The sequence below is a fragment of the Aporhodopirellula rubra genome, assembly GCF_014192335.1.
Classification (GTDB): domain Bacteria; phylum Planctomycetota; class Planctomycetia; order Pirellulales; family Pirellulaceae; genus Rhodopirellula; species Rhodopirellula rubra.
Window position 1 is genome coordinate 1 of record NZ_JACHXU010000016.1, and the last position, 15,687, is coordinate 15,687.

General features: G+C 57.0%; 13 protein-coding genes. 2 read left to right on the top strand and 11 right to left on the bottom strand.

The window, feature by feature from the left end; all coding sequences use genetic code 11:
- Positions 1-232 precede the first annotated feature (232 nt).
- The 3 genes from FHS27_RS20020 to FHS27_RS20030 form a co-directional block, all read right to left on the bottom strand.
- Positions 233-385: a hypothetical protein gene (locus FHS27_RS20020; protein ID WP_184306640.1), complete on the bottom strand. Its 153-nt coding sequence runs from the start codon at positions 383-385 to the stop codon at positions 233-235.
- 420 nt (positions 386-805) lie between these two features.
- Positions 806-2,368 carry a YihY/virulence factor BrkB family protein gene (locus tag FHS27_RS20025; RefSeq protein WP_184306641.1) on the bottom strand — a complete coding sequence of 521 codons (1,563 nt, stop codon included), beginning with the start codon at positions 2,366-2,368 and terminating at the stop codon, positions 806-808.
- Positions 2,361-3,344 (bottom strand): 2-hydroxyacid dehydrogenase, encoded by a 984-nt coding sequence (locus FHS27_RS20030; RefSeq protein ID WP_184306642.1) that lies wholly within the window; start codon positions 3,342-3,344, stop codon positions 2,361-2,363. The genes FHS27_RS20025 and FHS27_RS20030 overlap by 8 nt, the downstream gene beginning before the upstream one ends.
- A gap of 226 nt (positions 3,345-3,570) precedes the next feature.
- Here FHS27_RS20030 and FHS27_RS20035 point away from each other — a divergent pair, with 226 nt between their 5' ends.
- Entirely contained in the window at positions 3,571-5,382 is a 1,812-nt protein-coding gene (locus FHS27_RS20035) for a tetratricopeptide repeat protein (RefSeq protein WP_184306643.1), read from the top strand.
- A 23-nt stretch (positions 5,383-5,405) separates the two neighbouring features.
- On the opposite strand, the gene FHS27_RS20040 is transcribed toward FHS27_RS20035, so the two are convergent.
- The 3 genes from FHS27_RS20040 to FHS27_RS20050 form a co-directional block, all read right to left on the bottom strand.
- Entirely contained in the window at positions 5,406-5,816 is a 411-nt protein-coding gene (locus FHS27_RS20040; protein ID WP_184306644.1) for a hypothetical protein, read from the bottom strand.
- Positions 5,817-5,854: 38 nt separating this feature from the next.
- Positions 5,855-7,273: a pyruvate kinase gene (gene pyk, locus FHS27_RS20045; RefSeq protein WP_184306758.1), complete on the bottom strand. Its 1,419-nt coding sequence runs from the start codon at positions 7,271-7,273 to the stop codon at positions 5,855-5,857.
- A gap of 301 nt (positions 7,274-7,574) precedes the next feature.
- Positions 7,575-8,696: a tRNA dihydrouridine synthase gene (locus FHS27_RS20050; protein WP_221225255.1), complete on the bottom strand. Its 1,122-nt coding sequence runs from the start codon at positions 8,694-8,696 to the stop codon at positions 7,575-7,577.
- Between the two features lie 181 nt (positions 8,697-8,877).
- Here FHS27_RS20050 and FHS27_RS20055 point away from each other — a divergent pair, with 181 nt between their 5' ends.
- Positions 8,878-10,923 carry a sulfatase-like hydrolase/transferase gene (locus FHS27_RS20055; RefSeq protein WP_184306646.1) on the top strand — a complete coding sequence of 682 codons (2,046 nt, stop codon included), beginning with the start codon at positions 8,878-8,880 and terminating at the stop codon, positions 10,921-10,923.
- Positions 10,924-11,052: 129 nt separating this feature from the next.
- On the opposite strand, the gene FHS27_RS20060 is transcribed toward FHS27_RS20055, so the two are convergent.
- The 5 genes from FHS27_RS20060 to fabD form a co-directional block, all read right to left on the bottom strand.
- Positions 11,053-11,730 carry a response regulator transcription factor gene (locus FHS27_RS20060; RefSeq protein WP_184306647.1) on the bottom strand — a complete coding sequence of 226 codons (678 nt, stop codon included), beginning with the start codon at positions 11,728-11,730 and terminating at the stop codon, positions 11,053-11,055.
- 103 nt (positions 11,731-11,833) lie between these two features.
- Complete coding sequence (fabF, locus tag FHS27_RS20065) at positions 11,834-13,114, bottom strand: beta-ketoacyl-ACP synthase II (RefSeq protein WP_184306648.1); 1,281 nt, start codon at positions 13,112-13,114, stop codon at positions 11,834-11,836.
- Between the two features lie 107 nt (positions 13,115-13,221).
- Positions 13,222-13,467: an acyl carrier protein gene (locus FHS27_RS20070; RefSeq protein ID WP_008681663.1), complete on the bottom strand. Its 246-nt coding sequence runs from the start codon at positions 13,465-13,467 to the stop codon at positions 13,222-13,224.
- A 301-nt stretch (positions 13,468-13,768) separates the two neighbouring features.
- A complete protein-coding gene (fabG, locus tag FHS27_RS20075; protein ID WP_009095487.1) occupies positions 13,769-14,527 on the bottom strand; it encodes a 3-oxoacyl-[acyl-carrier-protein] reductase in 759 nt (252 codons plus the stop codon).
- A gap of 229 nt (positions 14,528-14,756) precedes the next feature.
- Positions 14,757-15,686: an ACP S-malonyltransferase gene (gene fabD, locus FHS27_RS20080; RefSeq protein ID WP_184306649.1), complete on the bottom strand. Its 930-nt coding sequence runs from the start codon at positions 15,684-15,686 to the stop codon at positions 14,757-14,759.
- Position 15,687 lies beyond the last annotated feature (1 nt).

The following is a 15,687-nucleotide window of genomic DNA, read 5'->3' on the forward strand; positions in this document are numbered from 1 at the left end:
AGCCCTGGCGAGACCCGAATCAGAAACCAGCTGAAAATGCTTTCCCACCTCCTGGAGCTCGCCTACGGCGAGCTCCAGGAGGTGGGGCTTGTTGCCCACTCAAACCCGATCACTTACGTTTTTACTAGAGAGACCATCACGAGTTTCAACAACGAATGGGACATACCCCTGGAACGTCTTACCCAAACGTCCCCACCAGATACGAACCGAAAATATCGAAACGAGTGGGCAGCTAATCGGATTCGCCGTTGCCCGTCTCTTCGTCCACAAGCTCAATCACCATTTCCAGTTCTATCGTCACGTCCCCTGGCTCATCGTCTTCCTCTGCATAGACCCAAGGAAGGGCAGACTCAAATTCGATTAGGTCAAAAAGGAAGTCATCCATCAGAACTACCAGAAGAGACAGAGAACGGCCCCACTCATCTTCCCGCCGTCGTCAGAATCATCGGGCTGAGAAATGTCACGAACTACCTGATTTTTTTCTTTTACTTTGCCCGAACCGAGACACTTGGGCGACACGCGACAGAAGAAACATGCAATTTAACCAGTGGAACAGAGCCAAGATGCTCCAACATGATTAGAACATGATTTTAGTCGATATCGATGGTGCCGAACAAACGAGTGGCGAATTGGTCGGCGTTGACCGATACGCTTTCTCCGAGATTACCGACTTTCGGAATGATTAAATGACAGCAGCAAAAGAATCTGGTGAATTTAGGATCCAGTTCCTTTACTGGAGTGCAGGTTCGATTCCTGTCGGCCCTACTTTTCTTTGTCAATCGCATGCCGTTGATCGGCACGCGTCTTAAACAATCACGTCGGCCAGCGTTTGTTCGCCGGCGGCGTTGCGTTCGGCGAGCTTCAGATTCGCGAGCGTTTTCCATGCTCGATGACTGTTCGTCGGACGGGCCTGATGAGCCAATTTCAGAACATCTGAAATCAAGATTCGCTCCGCCGGCCTCGCGAGCGTCAGCCGATCTTCTTCGCCGGCGCTGCCGGGTACTCGCCACAGACAACCGCCACTGATCAGATGGTTCTCCATCTCGTGGACGACTCGGCTGCTGAGCCCCAACCGCTCGGCCAACTCCTGCCGACCGATCGCGTTACCTTCACTGAACGCACTGGCCACCTCGGTCATGATCGGCAACATCCAATCCGGATCACCCGCGGGCAAGGCGTCGCCTTCATCGAGTTTGCGGTTGAGCCGCCGGCCGCGCATCGTTTGTGTCGTGTAAGTCAAAATCAGCCCGAACAAGACGATCAGCCAGGTTACGTAGATCCAAAACAGAAACAGTGGGATCAAACCGAGCGAACCGTACAACGCCGAATAGGGCACCGCCTTGCTGACGTAGATTTGGAATCCGTATTTTGCAAACTCCCACAATACTGCTCCAACCGCCGATCCGATCGCGGCCGCACGCAGCGAAACGTGAGTGTTAGGCATCAAGGCGTATAGCAAAAACAACAACACCCAACCGGCGAGCAGCGACAACGCATGCTGCAAAATCCATGTCGGTCGAGAGCCAGCGCCGATCGTATTGAACCAATCGACGACCTGTCCGGACATGTACAAACTCAACGCCAGCAGACCACTGCCGAGCGTGATGATCGACCAATGAATGGCTAGCCGGATATGAATCGGACGCTGACTCGGGGCATCGTAAATGATGTTAAACAGATGCTCCGTTGCGTCCGCGAGCGCGACGGCGGCATACAAAAACAGCAACAACCCAAACACACCGATTGACGCAAAATCCAGTGTGGCGATTTGCGACGTCACATCGTGCAACGTCCTGCGGATACTCGCACGAGCTTCCATCGCGGTCGCCGCCTCTCCCGCTTTTTGCTCCACGGCGTCGACTAACGCCTCGTCCACCTCTTCCGTCGTGACGATATCCCCGCGGCCGCCGGACTCTGATTCCTGACCCAAATCGAGAGGATCGCCAGACGGCTCGTTCGATGAACCCGAACGACCACCCCCGGCAAGCGTCTCGGCGATCCGCCGCTCGGACTCCGCCTTCGCCTCTGCGGTTTCGTTCTCGATCTCCTCCGCTTGATCATGCAGATATTGAATCGGGATTTCGGGAACGCCGAAGAATGAATAAAGCTGATTCTCTACCCGCGACTGAACGTCTTCGAGCCCGCCGACAACTCGAAACATGACCAACCCGAGAACGACGACTGGGATCAACGAGAAGATCGTCCGATAGGTCAATTCCGCTGCCATACCTTCGGCCCGATGGCGTTCGAGCTGGCGACCACAGTAAACGACCAACTCCCATGCGTAACGAAGTTGATGCTGCCGCTTAGAGAGTTCTTCGCGTGGTCGACGGATCGCGTCAGACAGATAGGTCAGCCATTTAGCCAAGTGGCACCTCGCATCGCAGCGGCCGACCGGCCACGCCGGCGAGCACGTTGTCCACCGCGATCTCCGCCATCCCACATCGACTGGTATCCGTGGCACTGCCGATATGCGGCAGAATGATTACCCTCGGAAGACCGACCAAGGGATGCGATGGCGGCAGCGGCTCGGGCGTCGTCACATCCAAACCGGCCGCAAAGATTCGGCCGCCCTTAATCGCATCGACGAGAGCATCCTGATCGATAATCTCTCCCCGCGCCGTGTTCACCAGAACCGCCGTTGACTTCATTTTCGATAGTGCCGCAGCGTCGATCAGATTCCGAGTGTCGTCTGTCAGGGCAACGTGAATCGAAACGAAATCACTCTCGGCGAGCAACTCATCCAGATCCACTCGACGCCCTCGGAGTGACTCGTCGACATCGGCCTGATCCGATCGCGACGTGTACAACAACTTCATATTCCACCCCCGAACCATCCGCTCAGCAAACGCTTTCCCGATCCGGCCCATGCCGACGACGCCGACAGTTTTCCCTTCAGGCTCAACGCCGAGCAAGGCCGACGGCTTCCACGCTCCCCAACGGCCTTCACGCACCTCGGCAGCCCCCTCTTCAACCCGCCGAGCCGCAGCCAGGAGCAACGTCACCGCGAGATCGGCAGTTGCACCGGTCAACACGTCCGGCGTATTGCCCACGCAGACCCCGTGCTCGCGGGCGGCCTTCAAATCGATGTTGTTAAAGCCGACGGCGTAGTTGCTGACGACCTTCAATTGCGGTCCAGCGGCCTTGATCACCGTTTCGTCGATTCGATCGCTCAACATGGTCAAAAGTCCATCGCAGCCGGCGACGTTCTCGAGCAGCTGCTCAGGTGTCGGCGGCAACTCATCCGGCCAAATCGACACGTCATGTGCCTCGCGGAGACGATCCAGTGCAGCGCCGGGAATCTTGCGAGTAACGAAAATACGACTACGGGTGGGCTCACTCATACTTTTTTCAATCTATTTATTTTTGGCGTCGTGTCGTCTCGAGGTGCCTCAACTCAACGCATCCTCGTGACAAAGCGCCAGATTTACCTAGGTTTGGCCTTCGCTGCAGTTGCCGGTACCGCCATAATTACTACGTGAGGCTCTCATCGGACGAAAGATGATACGATGCGCCAATGCGTCGTCCCATCAAGACGAAACAACACGAACCACTATGCGAGAATACAGGATGAATCGAGAAAACATCATAACGGAGTCCAACCAACACCACGACCGAACCAAGGTCGTTCATTCCTGCACGGTCGCACTAGAGCCTGTTCGTCCCGCAACGCTTCGCGGGTTCTCGCGATTTCTGTTCGCCGGTGCTGTTTGCGGCCTGCTGATGGGCACCAATGCGACCGCCCAGGACTCGCCGGTCCCCGCTCCGCCACCGATCAACGCCCAAATCGATCCGGGCCAAGCCGACCTCGACGAAGCCGTTCTAAAGCGAATCGACGCCGAATCCAACCGCGACCTCGAAGCTGTCGCCGCGTTGATCGAGTCCGCTCTCGCCAAGGGCCTCAGCGATGAAAACGACGCGTTCGCTCGCAAAATGCTAGGCAGCGTCCAATTGCAGCGAGGACAAGGACTCGCCGCAGCCATCATCCGCCTGCGAGGCCGACAACAACTCCAGGCTCGCACCGAAGCCGCCGAAGCTCTCGCCGATGCGGTCAAACATGATCCCGAATTGGCCGAAGCACACATGTTGATCGCTCAACTGAACCTGCTTCCCGATGGTGACATGGAACAAATCAAAAAGTCCACCACCGCCGCGATCGAACTTTACGAAGACAACCCGGCTGAACAGAGCAAGGCGTATCTCCTGCGAGCGGTCACTCAAGACGACGTCGACAAAAAACTCGAAGACCTCAACGCCGCCATCAAAGCCGACCCTCGAAACACGGGCGCGCTCCGCGAACGTGCCGGTGCCCAACTGCAGAGCGGTGACGTAGACGGAGCAGTCAAAGACTTGCAAGCCGTTCTCGAACTCGACCCCACCAATCAACAAATCGCACAAGCAACCGTACAACAGCTCGTTGATTTGGACCGCGCCGATGAAGCCGTCGAACTGCTCGGCAAGACAATCGCCGCCAACCCGAGCGAAGGACTTTACCGCCTCCGAGCGATTCTCTATCGCATGCTCGGTAAAGAAGACGAAGCGTTCGCGGACTTGAACAAAGCTCTCGCGATGCAACCACAGGATCCGATTTCGCTTCTTCAGCGAGCTGAGATCGCCCTGGGTCGCGACGACGTCAAATCCGCCAAACGCGACCTCAAAGCCGCCACCGATATCGCACCACAGGTAGAACAAATTGACCAAGCGATCATCGTGCGTTGCTTCATCGCGATCGAAGAAGGCCGTATGGCCGACGCGATTAACGACATGCAGATCCTGATCGAACGCAACCCCAACGACACGTTCCGCCAACTACAACTCGCGAGCCTTTACCTCCAAGACGACCGGCCTCGTAAGGCAATCGAAACACTGACCGGTGTCCTCGAAACCGAACCGAACAACGCCGCCGTTTTGCGTTCGCGGGCCGACGCCTACCTCGCCGTTGGCGAACACCTCAACGCAATCGCCGACTATGAGAAGGCTCTTAAAACGCTAGGGAACGAGGACGACGAAGAGAACAAAAAGATTCTCTCCGGAATCCTGAACAACCTAGCCTGGGTGCTCGCAACATCACCCCAAGATGGAGTCCGTAACGGCAAACGTTCCGTCGAACTGGGCCTGCGAGCAGTCGAGCTGACCGAAGAAAGCGAAGCTCACATTCTTAGCACGCTCGCGGCCGGCTATGCCGAAATGGGCGACTTCGAAAACGCGATCCTGTGGAGCGAGAAGGCGGTCAAACAAGGCGGTATCGAAGACAACGAGCAACTCGACCAACTCAAGGAAGAACTCGAATCCTATCGCAAGAATGAGCCTTGGCGAGAGAAACAAGAAACCGAGGAAAACCAACTCCCGATTCTGTCGCCCGAAGACCTTATCGACACCTGAGCATCAAGCTCGATTGTTCTCTGTTAAACCCGTTTGCGCTTACGCGTAGACGGGTCATCAACGGCATAGGCGGCAATCTCAAACGGATTGCCGCGATAGCCGTCCCGGCCGATCGCGTACAGCAACAGCGATATCCCGAGATAAGCGGGTAAGAAGAACGGCCCCCAACAGGCATATTGGTGCACGTGAACGCGTTCGTGCGCTCGCGTTATCTCAAGCACACCGCGATCGCGGCCCAGCACCACGTGCCCCAGCGTCATCGCCAACGCAGGCACAAACATTCGCGCCAATGCCGCGGCAACCCTCGGCCCATGAATTTCGAGCACGCCATCAACCCGCTCGAATCGTCCACCGAGCAACAACCCGATCGCAATCCCCAACAACGTATTCGGCCCCGCCCAAACATAGCCGAACCATCGCAACAGAACCTTCATGAATTCGATACCCTTTCGATATCGATCCATTGTACGGTTTAAGGGACCTGCCGGAGTTGCAACGTATCGACAATCTTGTCGTCGGCCAACGCGTTCGTAATCACACCGAGCCACATGCCCGATGGACACCACTGGTTGTTCCGCAATCTTTCGAGGGCGTTGCGGATTGTCACGTCAGGGTCGTCCGAAAACGGCATGTAGAACGGCTCAACGCCCCACGGCAACAACATCTGCCGAAACGTGGACTCAACGTCCGTGAACGCAAAAATCGGAATTCCCCGTGGACGAAGTGCCCCGAGCACATACGCCAAAAATCCGCTGCGGGTGAAGACAACAATACCGGACTGGCCGAGATCCTGTGCCAAAATCGCAGACGAGCGGAGCATCTTGTCTTTCGGCGCACGTAAATGGATGCGCGAATTCAATTGGCTGCTCACCGTCGGTTCCGTACTCAGCAAAATGCTCTTGAGCACCTCCACGGATTCAACGGGATAGTTCCCCGTGGTGGTTTCGCCCGACAACATAACCGCATCGGCTTGCTCACGGACGGCATTACAAACGTCCGAAATTTCCGCCCGCGTCGGTATCGGTGATTCAATCATCGACTCGAGCAAATGCGTCGCGATAATGACCGGCTTCCCTTCCGCCTGACATGCCTGCACCAACTCGGTTTGCACCAAAGGCAGCCTGTGGAAGTCAATTTCGATGCCGAGGTCACCGCGAGCGACCATGATCGCATCGGCGGCACGAATGATGTCCTTCATATTGCGAACACCCGCCTGCTCCTCAATCTTCGCCACGATCCGCGCCGGCGAACCGAGTTGTTTAAGAAAAGATCGCAACGCTTCGACATCGTCCGCACGACGCACGAACGACAACGCGACGAAATCGATCCCGGCCTCCACGCCCGCCCGCAAATCGTTCTGATCCTTCTCCGTCAATGCCGGCAACCGAACCTCCACACCCGGCAGATTAATATGCCGGCGAGACCCAAGCGTGCCCGGCGTCATCACTTCACACCGGACCGTGTACTCATCCTTCTTCAAGATACGCAGCCGCATCAAACCACTGTCGACCAGAACCGTTGCTCCGATTTCAACGTCTTGAGGCAACAACGGATAATTCACCGTAACGCTCGCACATTCCTCCGCCGCGACATCTTCTTCGCGAACGCATAAACGGAGGATGTCCCCTTTCTTGAGAACGAGCGGCGTGTCGACCGCGCCCGTCCGAATTTCGGGGCCTTTCACGTCGATCATCATCGCGACATGCCGGCCCACTTCCTCCGAAACACGCCGCACGCGTCCGATGATCTCTTTCACCCATTCACCGGTGCCATGCGCCATGTTGAGTCGCATCACATCAACACCGCTGCGTATCAACTGCGATAACATCTCTTCGGAATCAGTTGCCGGACCGATCGTGGCAATGATTTTCGTATGCCGATACGCCGACATCACAGCAGGCGAGGAAGATTTGTCAGGAGTTGAATTTGCCATGATTGGTGTTCCCGAGTCCATGGGTGTTGTCACGCGATTCGTCATTGCTTACCCGGTGGGTGAAGGAAGAATATTCTGAAACCCGCCTCCGCGACATCGAAGCCGACTTCGATGCGTCGATGATGTTATACCCCGAGTCCAGACACGCCCGCATCGATGACACGCTCAGCGACAAACGATGCTACCGAGACCTACCGCATCGCCCGCTCACGGGACGATCCGCCCCGTTATCGCGCATCCATAGAATCACCGATGGCGGTCAACATTCCTCCTGCGAACCGTGCAGTTCGCGAGGGATGTATCGCCCTGGGCCATCGACGGTGTAGTGCTCCGCCAACGCAGCCTCGAAATCATCACGGGTCTTCAACCTCGGAAATGCGAGCCGCACTTGCTCGTATTGAGGATGGTTTTGCGAGTACTTGATACAGAATTTTCGCATCAACAGGGGTGCCCGCTCGACCGTATAGGTCTGCTCACACAAATCGAAGTGCTCTCGCATCACGGCGGCCTGCTCATGCAACGTCGGCGGTGGCAACAAAAGTTGACCGTTGGCCAAACGCCTCGCCTGATTGAAAATCCACGGGTTTCCAATCGCCCCACGGGCCACCGTCACCCCATCGACACCGGTCTGCTCCATCATGTTCAAACAGTCTTCGGCGGTAAACAAATCGCCGCTACCGAGAATTTTAAATCCACGCCCACTGACGTGACGCGTCACCTCTCGCAAGAACTCCCACCGGCTCGGACCAATGTATCGCTGAACCACCGTCCGGCCGTGCACGGTCGCCGCCGCCAACCCCGCGTCCATCGCACCATCGAGAATCTGAAAAAACTGGTCCCGCGCCTCGGCACTGTCGTCGATCCCTCGTCGCATCTTCACGGTCACCGGGATTTCGTCGGGCACGATGTCTCGCGTCCGCTTCAAAATCTCGATCGCCACCAACGGCTGTGATAAGTGGAACCCGCCGCGACAACGACCGAGCACTTTCTTTACCGGACAGCCAAAGTTCACATCGATGATGTCAAAGCCCGCCTCGACGAGCTTCATCGCACCGAGCGAAAACTGCTCCGGCTCCGCCCCCATGAGCTGGCCGCCGACCGGATGCTCCTCCTCCGCGATGTCGAGGAAGTGTTTCGTCTTCTGCCGCTTCGTCAGCGACAACAGAAACTGATCCAGCATCACTTCGCAGACGCTGTAGCTCGCCCCGTGACGCCGCGCGATGACACGCATGGGCAAATCGCTGTAGCCGGACAAAGCCGCTTGCACCACCGGAAAACCGATCTCGACATTGCCGATCGTTAGCGGTGACAGACCACCCGATGTCTTGGTTTCCGAGGCATCGAGCGCTGCTGGTTCGTGCACATTCAATCGTGAATTCATGAAAAGTATCTTACCCCGATCCGATTTAAACCCAATGCGTCGTTTTACCAAGCCGCCAAAAAACGATCGAGGGGCACCGCGATCCCGACGCAATGACCACAAACCTCGCATCGACACGGCCGCCCCGAGTAGAATCGCCCCACGAAAGCCGCCTATCGCTCACCCAACGTCCCAAATGTGAATGAACCGATCTTTGACTCAAACGACTGAGCATCGCATCCTCTTCGCACAATGGGCATCCTGGTGTATTTGGATGCTGCTCTTTGCACTGCTGCATCCGCTCGGTGGCCCGCTCGACGATGCCGCTTTGGCTTCCGCCCTCGATCGGACTTCCGAATTCGGTCTGACCTCCGCATGGGACTGGATCGGGTTCCGCGGGTACATTGCGATGCAGTGTGTCTCGCTGCAGACCCCATCACTGATTGTGGCACTCGCCTGGAACGCATTTCGACCGTGCATCGGACGCCCGTTCGGGTCACGTTTTTTCGGATCACGGCGTCTGGAATCACTGCTTTCAAGATCATCGACGCTCGGATCGTGGCTGTTCGCGGTCGTCCCTGCCTGGTTTGCCTTCGATGTCTTGGCGTTCAGCTGGAGCGGTTCACACCTCGCTTCAGAAGAGTTTGCCTCGCTTGTCTTCGATCATCTTCCGAATCTGACGCCGTTCTTCTCGTGGGGCATGCTGGCGCCCGTTCTCGCGATCGCGATCGCTTTGACAGGAGGAGCCGCCACGGCTCAGGGGATCGCGTTTCTCGCCAAAACGATGACGTCTCGACGCGGCGCAACCTCGACCCCACCCCACACAAGCCAACGGCCGAAATACGGAGCCATCCTGATCGTCCTCGGCCTACTCGCATCGGTTTCAGTAGTCACGGCGACGGCCAGCCGACACGCGTGGCGAGATAACATCCACAACCATCCGACACGGAATCCCTGGGCTTCGTTCAGCAGAGCCTCTCGCGGGTTTGCCCCGCTACCGCCGTTTGAATACGACACCGCAAGCCTTGCCGCTGCGACACAATCTCGAGTGCAGCAGATGCGAATGAACGTGGCCTCACGGGCCTCTGATTCAGATGCATTTGAGCACCAACCCGACATCCTGATCGTCATTTGCGAATCGCTTCGCCCCGAGATGCTGGCGCCGGATGTCATGCCTCACGCCTACGCCGCGGCCGAGAAAGGGCTCTTCCTCACCCAGCATTATTCCGGAGGCAACGCGACCAGCCTCGGCATCTTTTCGGTCGTCAGCGGCCTCGAGGCGGTTTGGTTCTACAAATCGGAAGTGCGATTTGCCCCTGCAATGAATCGTCTCTTCCATCAATCCGGATACGAACTTGGCTTCTTCGCTGGCCACGACGACTGGGGAAAGTTCCAGATGGACGCTTTTCTCTCGCCCGATCAATTCGACCGCTTCGAAACCGAGCCGATGGATTGGCTCGCCGCTGACCGAATCGCCATCGCCACGACCGCATCGTTTCTAAATCCAAAGACAACAGCCCAGCGATCACCGCGACTGGCAATCCTCTTCCTTTACAGCACCCACGCCCCGTTCGCCGTTGCCTCGCAGCAAGCCATCGACCAGCCCGCCGCGTCCGCCGACTATCCGATCCCGTTCCCACGGTCGTGGCGACCGAGCGTCTGGAATCGTTATCGCAATGCCGCCCGCACGCTCGACGCAGAACTCGCCGGGCTGATACGCCCCGACCGCATCACGGTTGTCACCGGAGATCACGGCGAATCATTCCTGGATGACGGCACGGTCGGCCACGGCACGCGACTGTCCGTGGCACAAACACGCGTCGCCGCATTCGTCACGGGGCCCGGCATCCCCTCCCGCAAAATGACTCAGCGAACCATGCATGCGGACATCCTGCCAACACTGCTATCCGCATCCGGCCTTCAAATGTCGATGCCGGAACAACTCGACGGAGTGAACCTTCTTTCGGCGACAACGCGACAATTGCAATCGCGATCGTTCTCGATCTCAAACCTCGTGGGCCGCGACATGGTGATCGTCCCACCGCGAAAATCACCACGTCTCACCGCGTCACCAGCATCCTTCGGCGCAACGTTTGGCACTCGCGTTCGCTTTTCCCTTATCGACCAAACCGTCGTTCCGCTCGGCCCACTCAGTGAAAAGGGAGTGATGCCGATCCGCGACGAACCGTCAACCGAATCCCATGGCGACGCGGTCCTCAAACGCTGGCTCGAAAACCTCGCCCGCTAGCGCATCCCAAATGACGACGCGTCCACTCACCGTAGCTCGATACGCCAAAATCCTAGCTACCGCAACCTGGCGACTGTCACGACATCATCCTAGAAAGACACGTGGCGTCTCCCCGCATGACAGCCAAGACTACTGAGGCGTCTCAACCTCGAGACTGACCTCGGCGGCGAGCAGCAGCTTGTAAAGATCGACTTCGTTATCGATATGCAGCTTAGTAAAGATGCTACTGCGGTGCTTCGATGCCGTTTGAACGCTGATCTTCAGCTCATGAGCGATTCCCTTCAGCGGCATGCCGTTGGCCAGCAACAACACGACTTCATGCTCACGTTTCGAGATCGCCTCAAGCAGGCCACGCGCTTCACGCCGGACCTGATGCCGAAACTGCTCTCGCTGATTTTTGCGAATCGCACGTTCGACCGAATCGATGAACTGGACCGAATCGAATCCTTTTTCGATGAAGTCAAAGACGCCTTGTTGAAACGCCGTTCGGCAGTTTTCCGCATCGCCGTGGCCGGTAACCAGAACGACGGGGATAAACAGTTCACGCTTCGCCATCTCGGCTTGCAGCTCGAGACCACTGATCCGCGGCATCCGCAAATCGGCGACCACACATCCGACCGTGTCCACGTCGAGGGATTCGAGAAGCCGCAGAGGATCGGCAAAGATTTGTGTCGCCAAACCGGCTCGTTGACACCACCGCTGCATCAGGTCGAGTTCGACTTCATGGTCGTCGACGAGAAACACGGTGGGTTCAGGACCTTCGTCACGCCCTGTTTCGTCGGCGTTGCTTGTGGATTCAGGATGCATACTGGATCTTCCAGATAGAAGAGGTTAATTGCGAAATTCACCACAGGACCCACCGGCCGACACGCATTCGATCCGCACCGACACCGCAGGCAGGCCGAACTTCTTAGACGCGTCCTAGCACAACGCAAGCATTGTGACCGCCAAATCCGAAACTGTTACTCATGGCAATATCGACCTTTTGCTCACGAGCCTTCAATGGCACGTAATCAAGATCGCATTCAGGATCCGGTGACTCAAGATTGATCGTAGGTGCGATCTTTCCGGTCTGGATCGTCTTGCACAAAATCACGGCTTCGATCCCACCGCTTGCTCCGAGCGAATGCCCCAAGGCACTCTTGGTGCTGCTGATCGCAACGCTCTTCGCATGCTCGCCAAGAACCGCCTTGATCGCGCGGGTTTCAGCTTTGTCGCCAAGCGGTGTGCTGGTTCCATGAGCATTAATGTAATCGATTTCTTCGACCCCGCGGCCCGAGTCGGCGATCGCCAACCGCATCGCCTGTGCCGCCCCGTTACCTTCCGGATCCGGAGCGGTGATGTGGCCCGCATCGCTCGTGGTTCCGTAACCGAGTACTTCGGCGTACATCTTCGCACCACGAGCCTTGGCCTGCTCATACTCTTCAAAGATCAGCAAACCGGCACCTTCGGCGAGCACGAAGCCGTCGCGATCGGAATCGAACGGGCGACTGGCTCGTTCAGGATCATCGTTTCGAGTCGAAAGGGCCTTCATATTTTGGAATGCAGCGAGTCCCATTCGGGTAATCGCCGCTTCGCTGCCGCCGGTGATCATAACGTCCGTCTCACCGCTGCGAATGCTCCGGACGGCGTCGCCCATTGCATTAGTCGCGCTGGCACAGGCGGTAGCGACTGCAAAGTTCGGCCCCTTGAGCCCGTACCGGATCGAAAGATTTCCGCCGGCCGCGTTGAGCATCATCTTGGGGACAGTGAACGGGCTGACACGGTCAGGGCCCTTGTTGAGCATCCGTTCAATCTGATCTTCGATCTCGTTGAGACCACCGATTCCCGAGCCCAACACGACGCCGCAGCGTGCGCGATCGAGCGATAAAAAATCGATACCGCTGTCCGCGACCGCCTGAGCACCGGCGTGGACAGCAAACTGAGTGAAGCGATCGAGCCGTTTGGCTTCCTTCGGCTCGACGTGCTCGGTGACGTCAAAATCAGGGATATCGCCGCCAAAGTGAACTTTGTAGCGGCTCGTATCCATGATCGAGAGCGGATGCACACCACTGGCACCGGCCGTCAGCCGATCCCAGAACAAGTCCACATCATTCGCGAGCGACGTAACGACACCAACTCCAGTAATAACCACACGTCGTGGAGTTCCATTGTTGGGAACGAGTCGAAAGGGTTCCGTTGAAACCGTCATGTATGGGACCGGAGTATCTTCGCAAAAAGAGGGTCAACCACCGAGGAAGAGTTGGGGACACGGTGACTGACGCCTGAGAATCAGTTATTTAGCGGTGACGGTTCGCCTTAGGCGTCGTCGCCCTTTTCCTTCTCGATGAAGTCGACCGCTTCGCCAACCTTTTGAATTTTCTCAGCCGAGTCGTCTGGGATGCTGATGTCGAACTCTTCTTCGAGCTCCATAACCAACTCGACCGTGTCGAGCGAGTCTGCACCGAGATCGTTTACGAACGAGGTTTCGCGGGTGATTTTGTCTTTGTCGACACCGAGTTGTTCTGAAACAATGTCGATAACGCGTTCTTCAATAGACGCCACGGGCGTAACTCCAAAATGGATGGGGGTTGAGAGTAAACTTGTGCTGGTCGATAGGACGGGAAAAACGCCAGGATCGAAATCTTCGATGAACTTGGTGTTGCTTCGGAAGAACGTGGTCTCCCAGGCTCCTCAAAACAGGTGTAGCCGAGATTCCCTTCTCGCCGGGGCGTGAAGATAGGGGAAACGGCTAAAACCCGTCAATATCCCGTCAGGTCAGTTGCGATCGAAAATCTACCCGAAACACGGGTTCAACTGCAGGTGACTGGACTGCCCAGACGCACGCACGACAGCGACGGCTGCTTTAGCCGACCATGCCGCCGTCGACGACAATGGTCTGACCGGAAATGTAACTGGCGTCTTTGCTAGCTAAAAACAGGACCGCCGCGGCGACGTCTTCTGGCTGCCCGACGCGTTTAGCGGGGATCCGTTTCTTCACTTCTTCCATGACAACATCACCGAGTTCAGCCGTCATTTCACTGGCGATAAAGCCCGGAGCCACGGCATTTACGGTCACTCCACGCGAAACGAGCTCTTTGCTCATCGTCCGCGTCATGCCGATCATGCCCGCTTTACTGGCCGAATAGTTTGCTTGCCCAGGGTTGCCGATCAGACCTGAAATGCTGGCCATGTTGATGATGCGGCCATACTTCTTACGACGCATCACGCCGGCCGCGGCGCGGCAACAAACGAAGCAACTCGTGAGGTTCGTGGCGATCACGGAATCCCATTCCTCGTCCGACATGCCACGCATCAATTTGTCGCGGGTAATTCCGGCATTATTGACGAGAATGTCCAAACGTCCGTGCGTTTTATTGGTCTGTTCGATCGCTGCTGCCGCCGCGGCACGATCGGTAACGTCGCAAGGCATCGCCTCGGCCGATCCGCCCGCCGCCTCGATCTCCGCGACCGTCTTGGCCAACTTCTCCGCGTTCCTCGCCAAACAGACGACGTGCGCCCCGTTTTGCCCCAAGGCAACCGCGACGGCTTGCCCAAGCCCCTGGCTGGCTCCGGTGACGATCGCAACCTGGCCTTTAAGATCGACCGATAAAGATAAATTCATTTCTGGAGAATGTGGGGCTAAAGAGTGAAAAGAAAATGCTCCGCACGGAGCCTGCCAAAAAACGAAGAGCATGCCCAAAATTGACAAGGACACACTCGGAAGGATGCCGCCTCTGGGGAAATCGCACGTCCCTGGGGCAGTTCCACCACCTTGGATACAAAACGCTCGCCTTCAAACGAGCGACAGAGAACAACCGCGGTTCCGCAAAACCCTAACCGATCTCACCTCACTACGGTTGGTCGCCGAAACCATCGCAAGGCGTCTTTCGGGCGATCCGCTTGATCGTGCCACGCAGAACCCGTCCCGTACCGGCCTCGAGAAAACCGTTGACGCCATCTTCGAGCATTCGGCTGATCGAGGCTTCCCACAACACAGGATTCACCACCTGGCGAGCCAACAAGTCACGGATCTCAGCCGGATCGGTATGGGGCATCGCATCCACGTTGCTGTAGACGGGAATCCGAGTTGCCTTGATTTCGACGTTCGCCAAAGCCTCTGACAACGTCCCAACCGCATCCTGCATCAACGGAGTGTGAAACGCTCCGGCAACGCTCAATGGCACGACTTTCATCGCACCCGCTGCCATCGCAATCGGCTCCAGCCGATCGAGAGCGGATTGATGCCCTGAAACCGCAATGTTGCCTGGGCACAGAAGATTAGCGGGTCTCAGGATTTCATCGTCTTGCCGACATTCAGCACAGACCGTATCGAGGCGTTCAAGATCGAGGCCCAACACACTCGACATCCCCGAGGGGATGGCGTCGGCACAGGCCTGCATCGCTTCGCCGCGTTTCTGAACCAACCGGACGCCGTCCTCGAACGACAATCCACCGGCAAAACACACCGCCGTGTATTCACCGAGGCTCAGACCGGCGGCGGATCGAATTTTTGACGCCACGTCGCCATGCAGTTCCGAATAAACTTCCGCCGCTGCCACGCCCGTGACAAACAATGCCGGCTGACAGTGAACGGTTTCGTTCAGTTTTCCTGCTGGGCCTTCGGCGCAGAGCTTTTTCAGGTCGTACCCGAGAACTTCACCCGCACGATCGAATAAATCGTTAGCAGACGGATAATTCTCACACAACCAAGTGCCCATTCCGGGCACCTGAGCTCCTTGGCCGGGGAACAAAATCCCGGGGCTAGTGACATCAAAAGACAAT

What these genes read in the sequence shown, in the direction of transcription:
- FHS27_RS20020 (WP_184306640.1), bottom strand. Translation starts at nt 385, where the DNA reads ATGGATGACTTCCTTTTTGACCTAATCGAATTTGAGTCTGCCCTTCCT.
- FHS27_RS20030 (WP_184306642.1), bottom strand. Translation starts at nt 3,344, where the DNA reads ATGAGTGAGCCCACCCGTAGTCGTATTTTCGTTACTCGCAAGATTCCC.
- FHS27_RS20035 (WP_184306643.1), top strand. Translation starts at nt 3,571, where the DNA reads ATGAATCGAGAAAACATCATAACGGAGTCCAACCAACACCACGACCGA.
- FHS27_RS20040 (WP_184306644.1), bottom strand. Translation starts at nt 5,816, where the DNA reads ATGAAGGTTCTGTTGCGATGGTTCGGCTATGTTTGGGCGGGGCCGAAT.
- pyk (WP_184306758.1), bottom strand. Translation starts at nt 7,273, where the DNA reads ATGTCGGCGTATCGGCATACGAAAATCATTGCCACGATCGGTCCGGCA.
- FHS27_RS20050 (WP_221225255.1), bottom strand. Translation starts at nt 8,696, where the DNA reads ATGAATTCACGATTGAATGTGCACGAACCAGCAGCGCTCGATGCCTCG.
- FHS27_RS20055 (WP_184306646.1), top strand. Translation starts at nt 8,878, where the DNA reads ATGAACCGATCTTTGACTCAAACGACTGAGCATCGCATCCTCTTCGCA.
- FHS27_RS20060 (WP_184306647.1), bottom strand. Translation starts at nt 11,730, where the DNA reads ATGCATCCTGAATCCACAAGCAACGCCGACGAAACAGGGCGTGACGAA.
- fabF (WP_184306648.1), bottom strand. Translation starts at nt 13,114, where the DNA reads ATGACGGTTTCAACGGAACCCTTTCGACTCGTTCCCAACAATGGAACT.
- fabG (WP_009095487.1), bottom strand. Translation starts at nt 14,527, where the DNA reads ATGAATTTATCTTTATCGGTCGATCTTAAAGGCCAGGTTGCGATCGTC.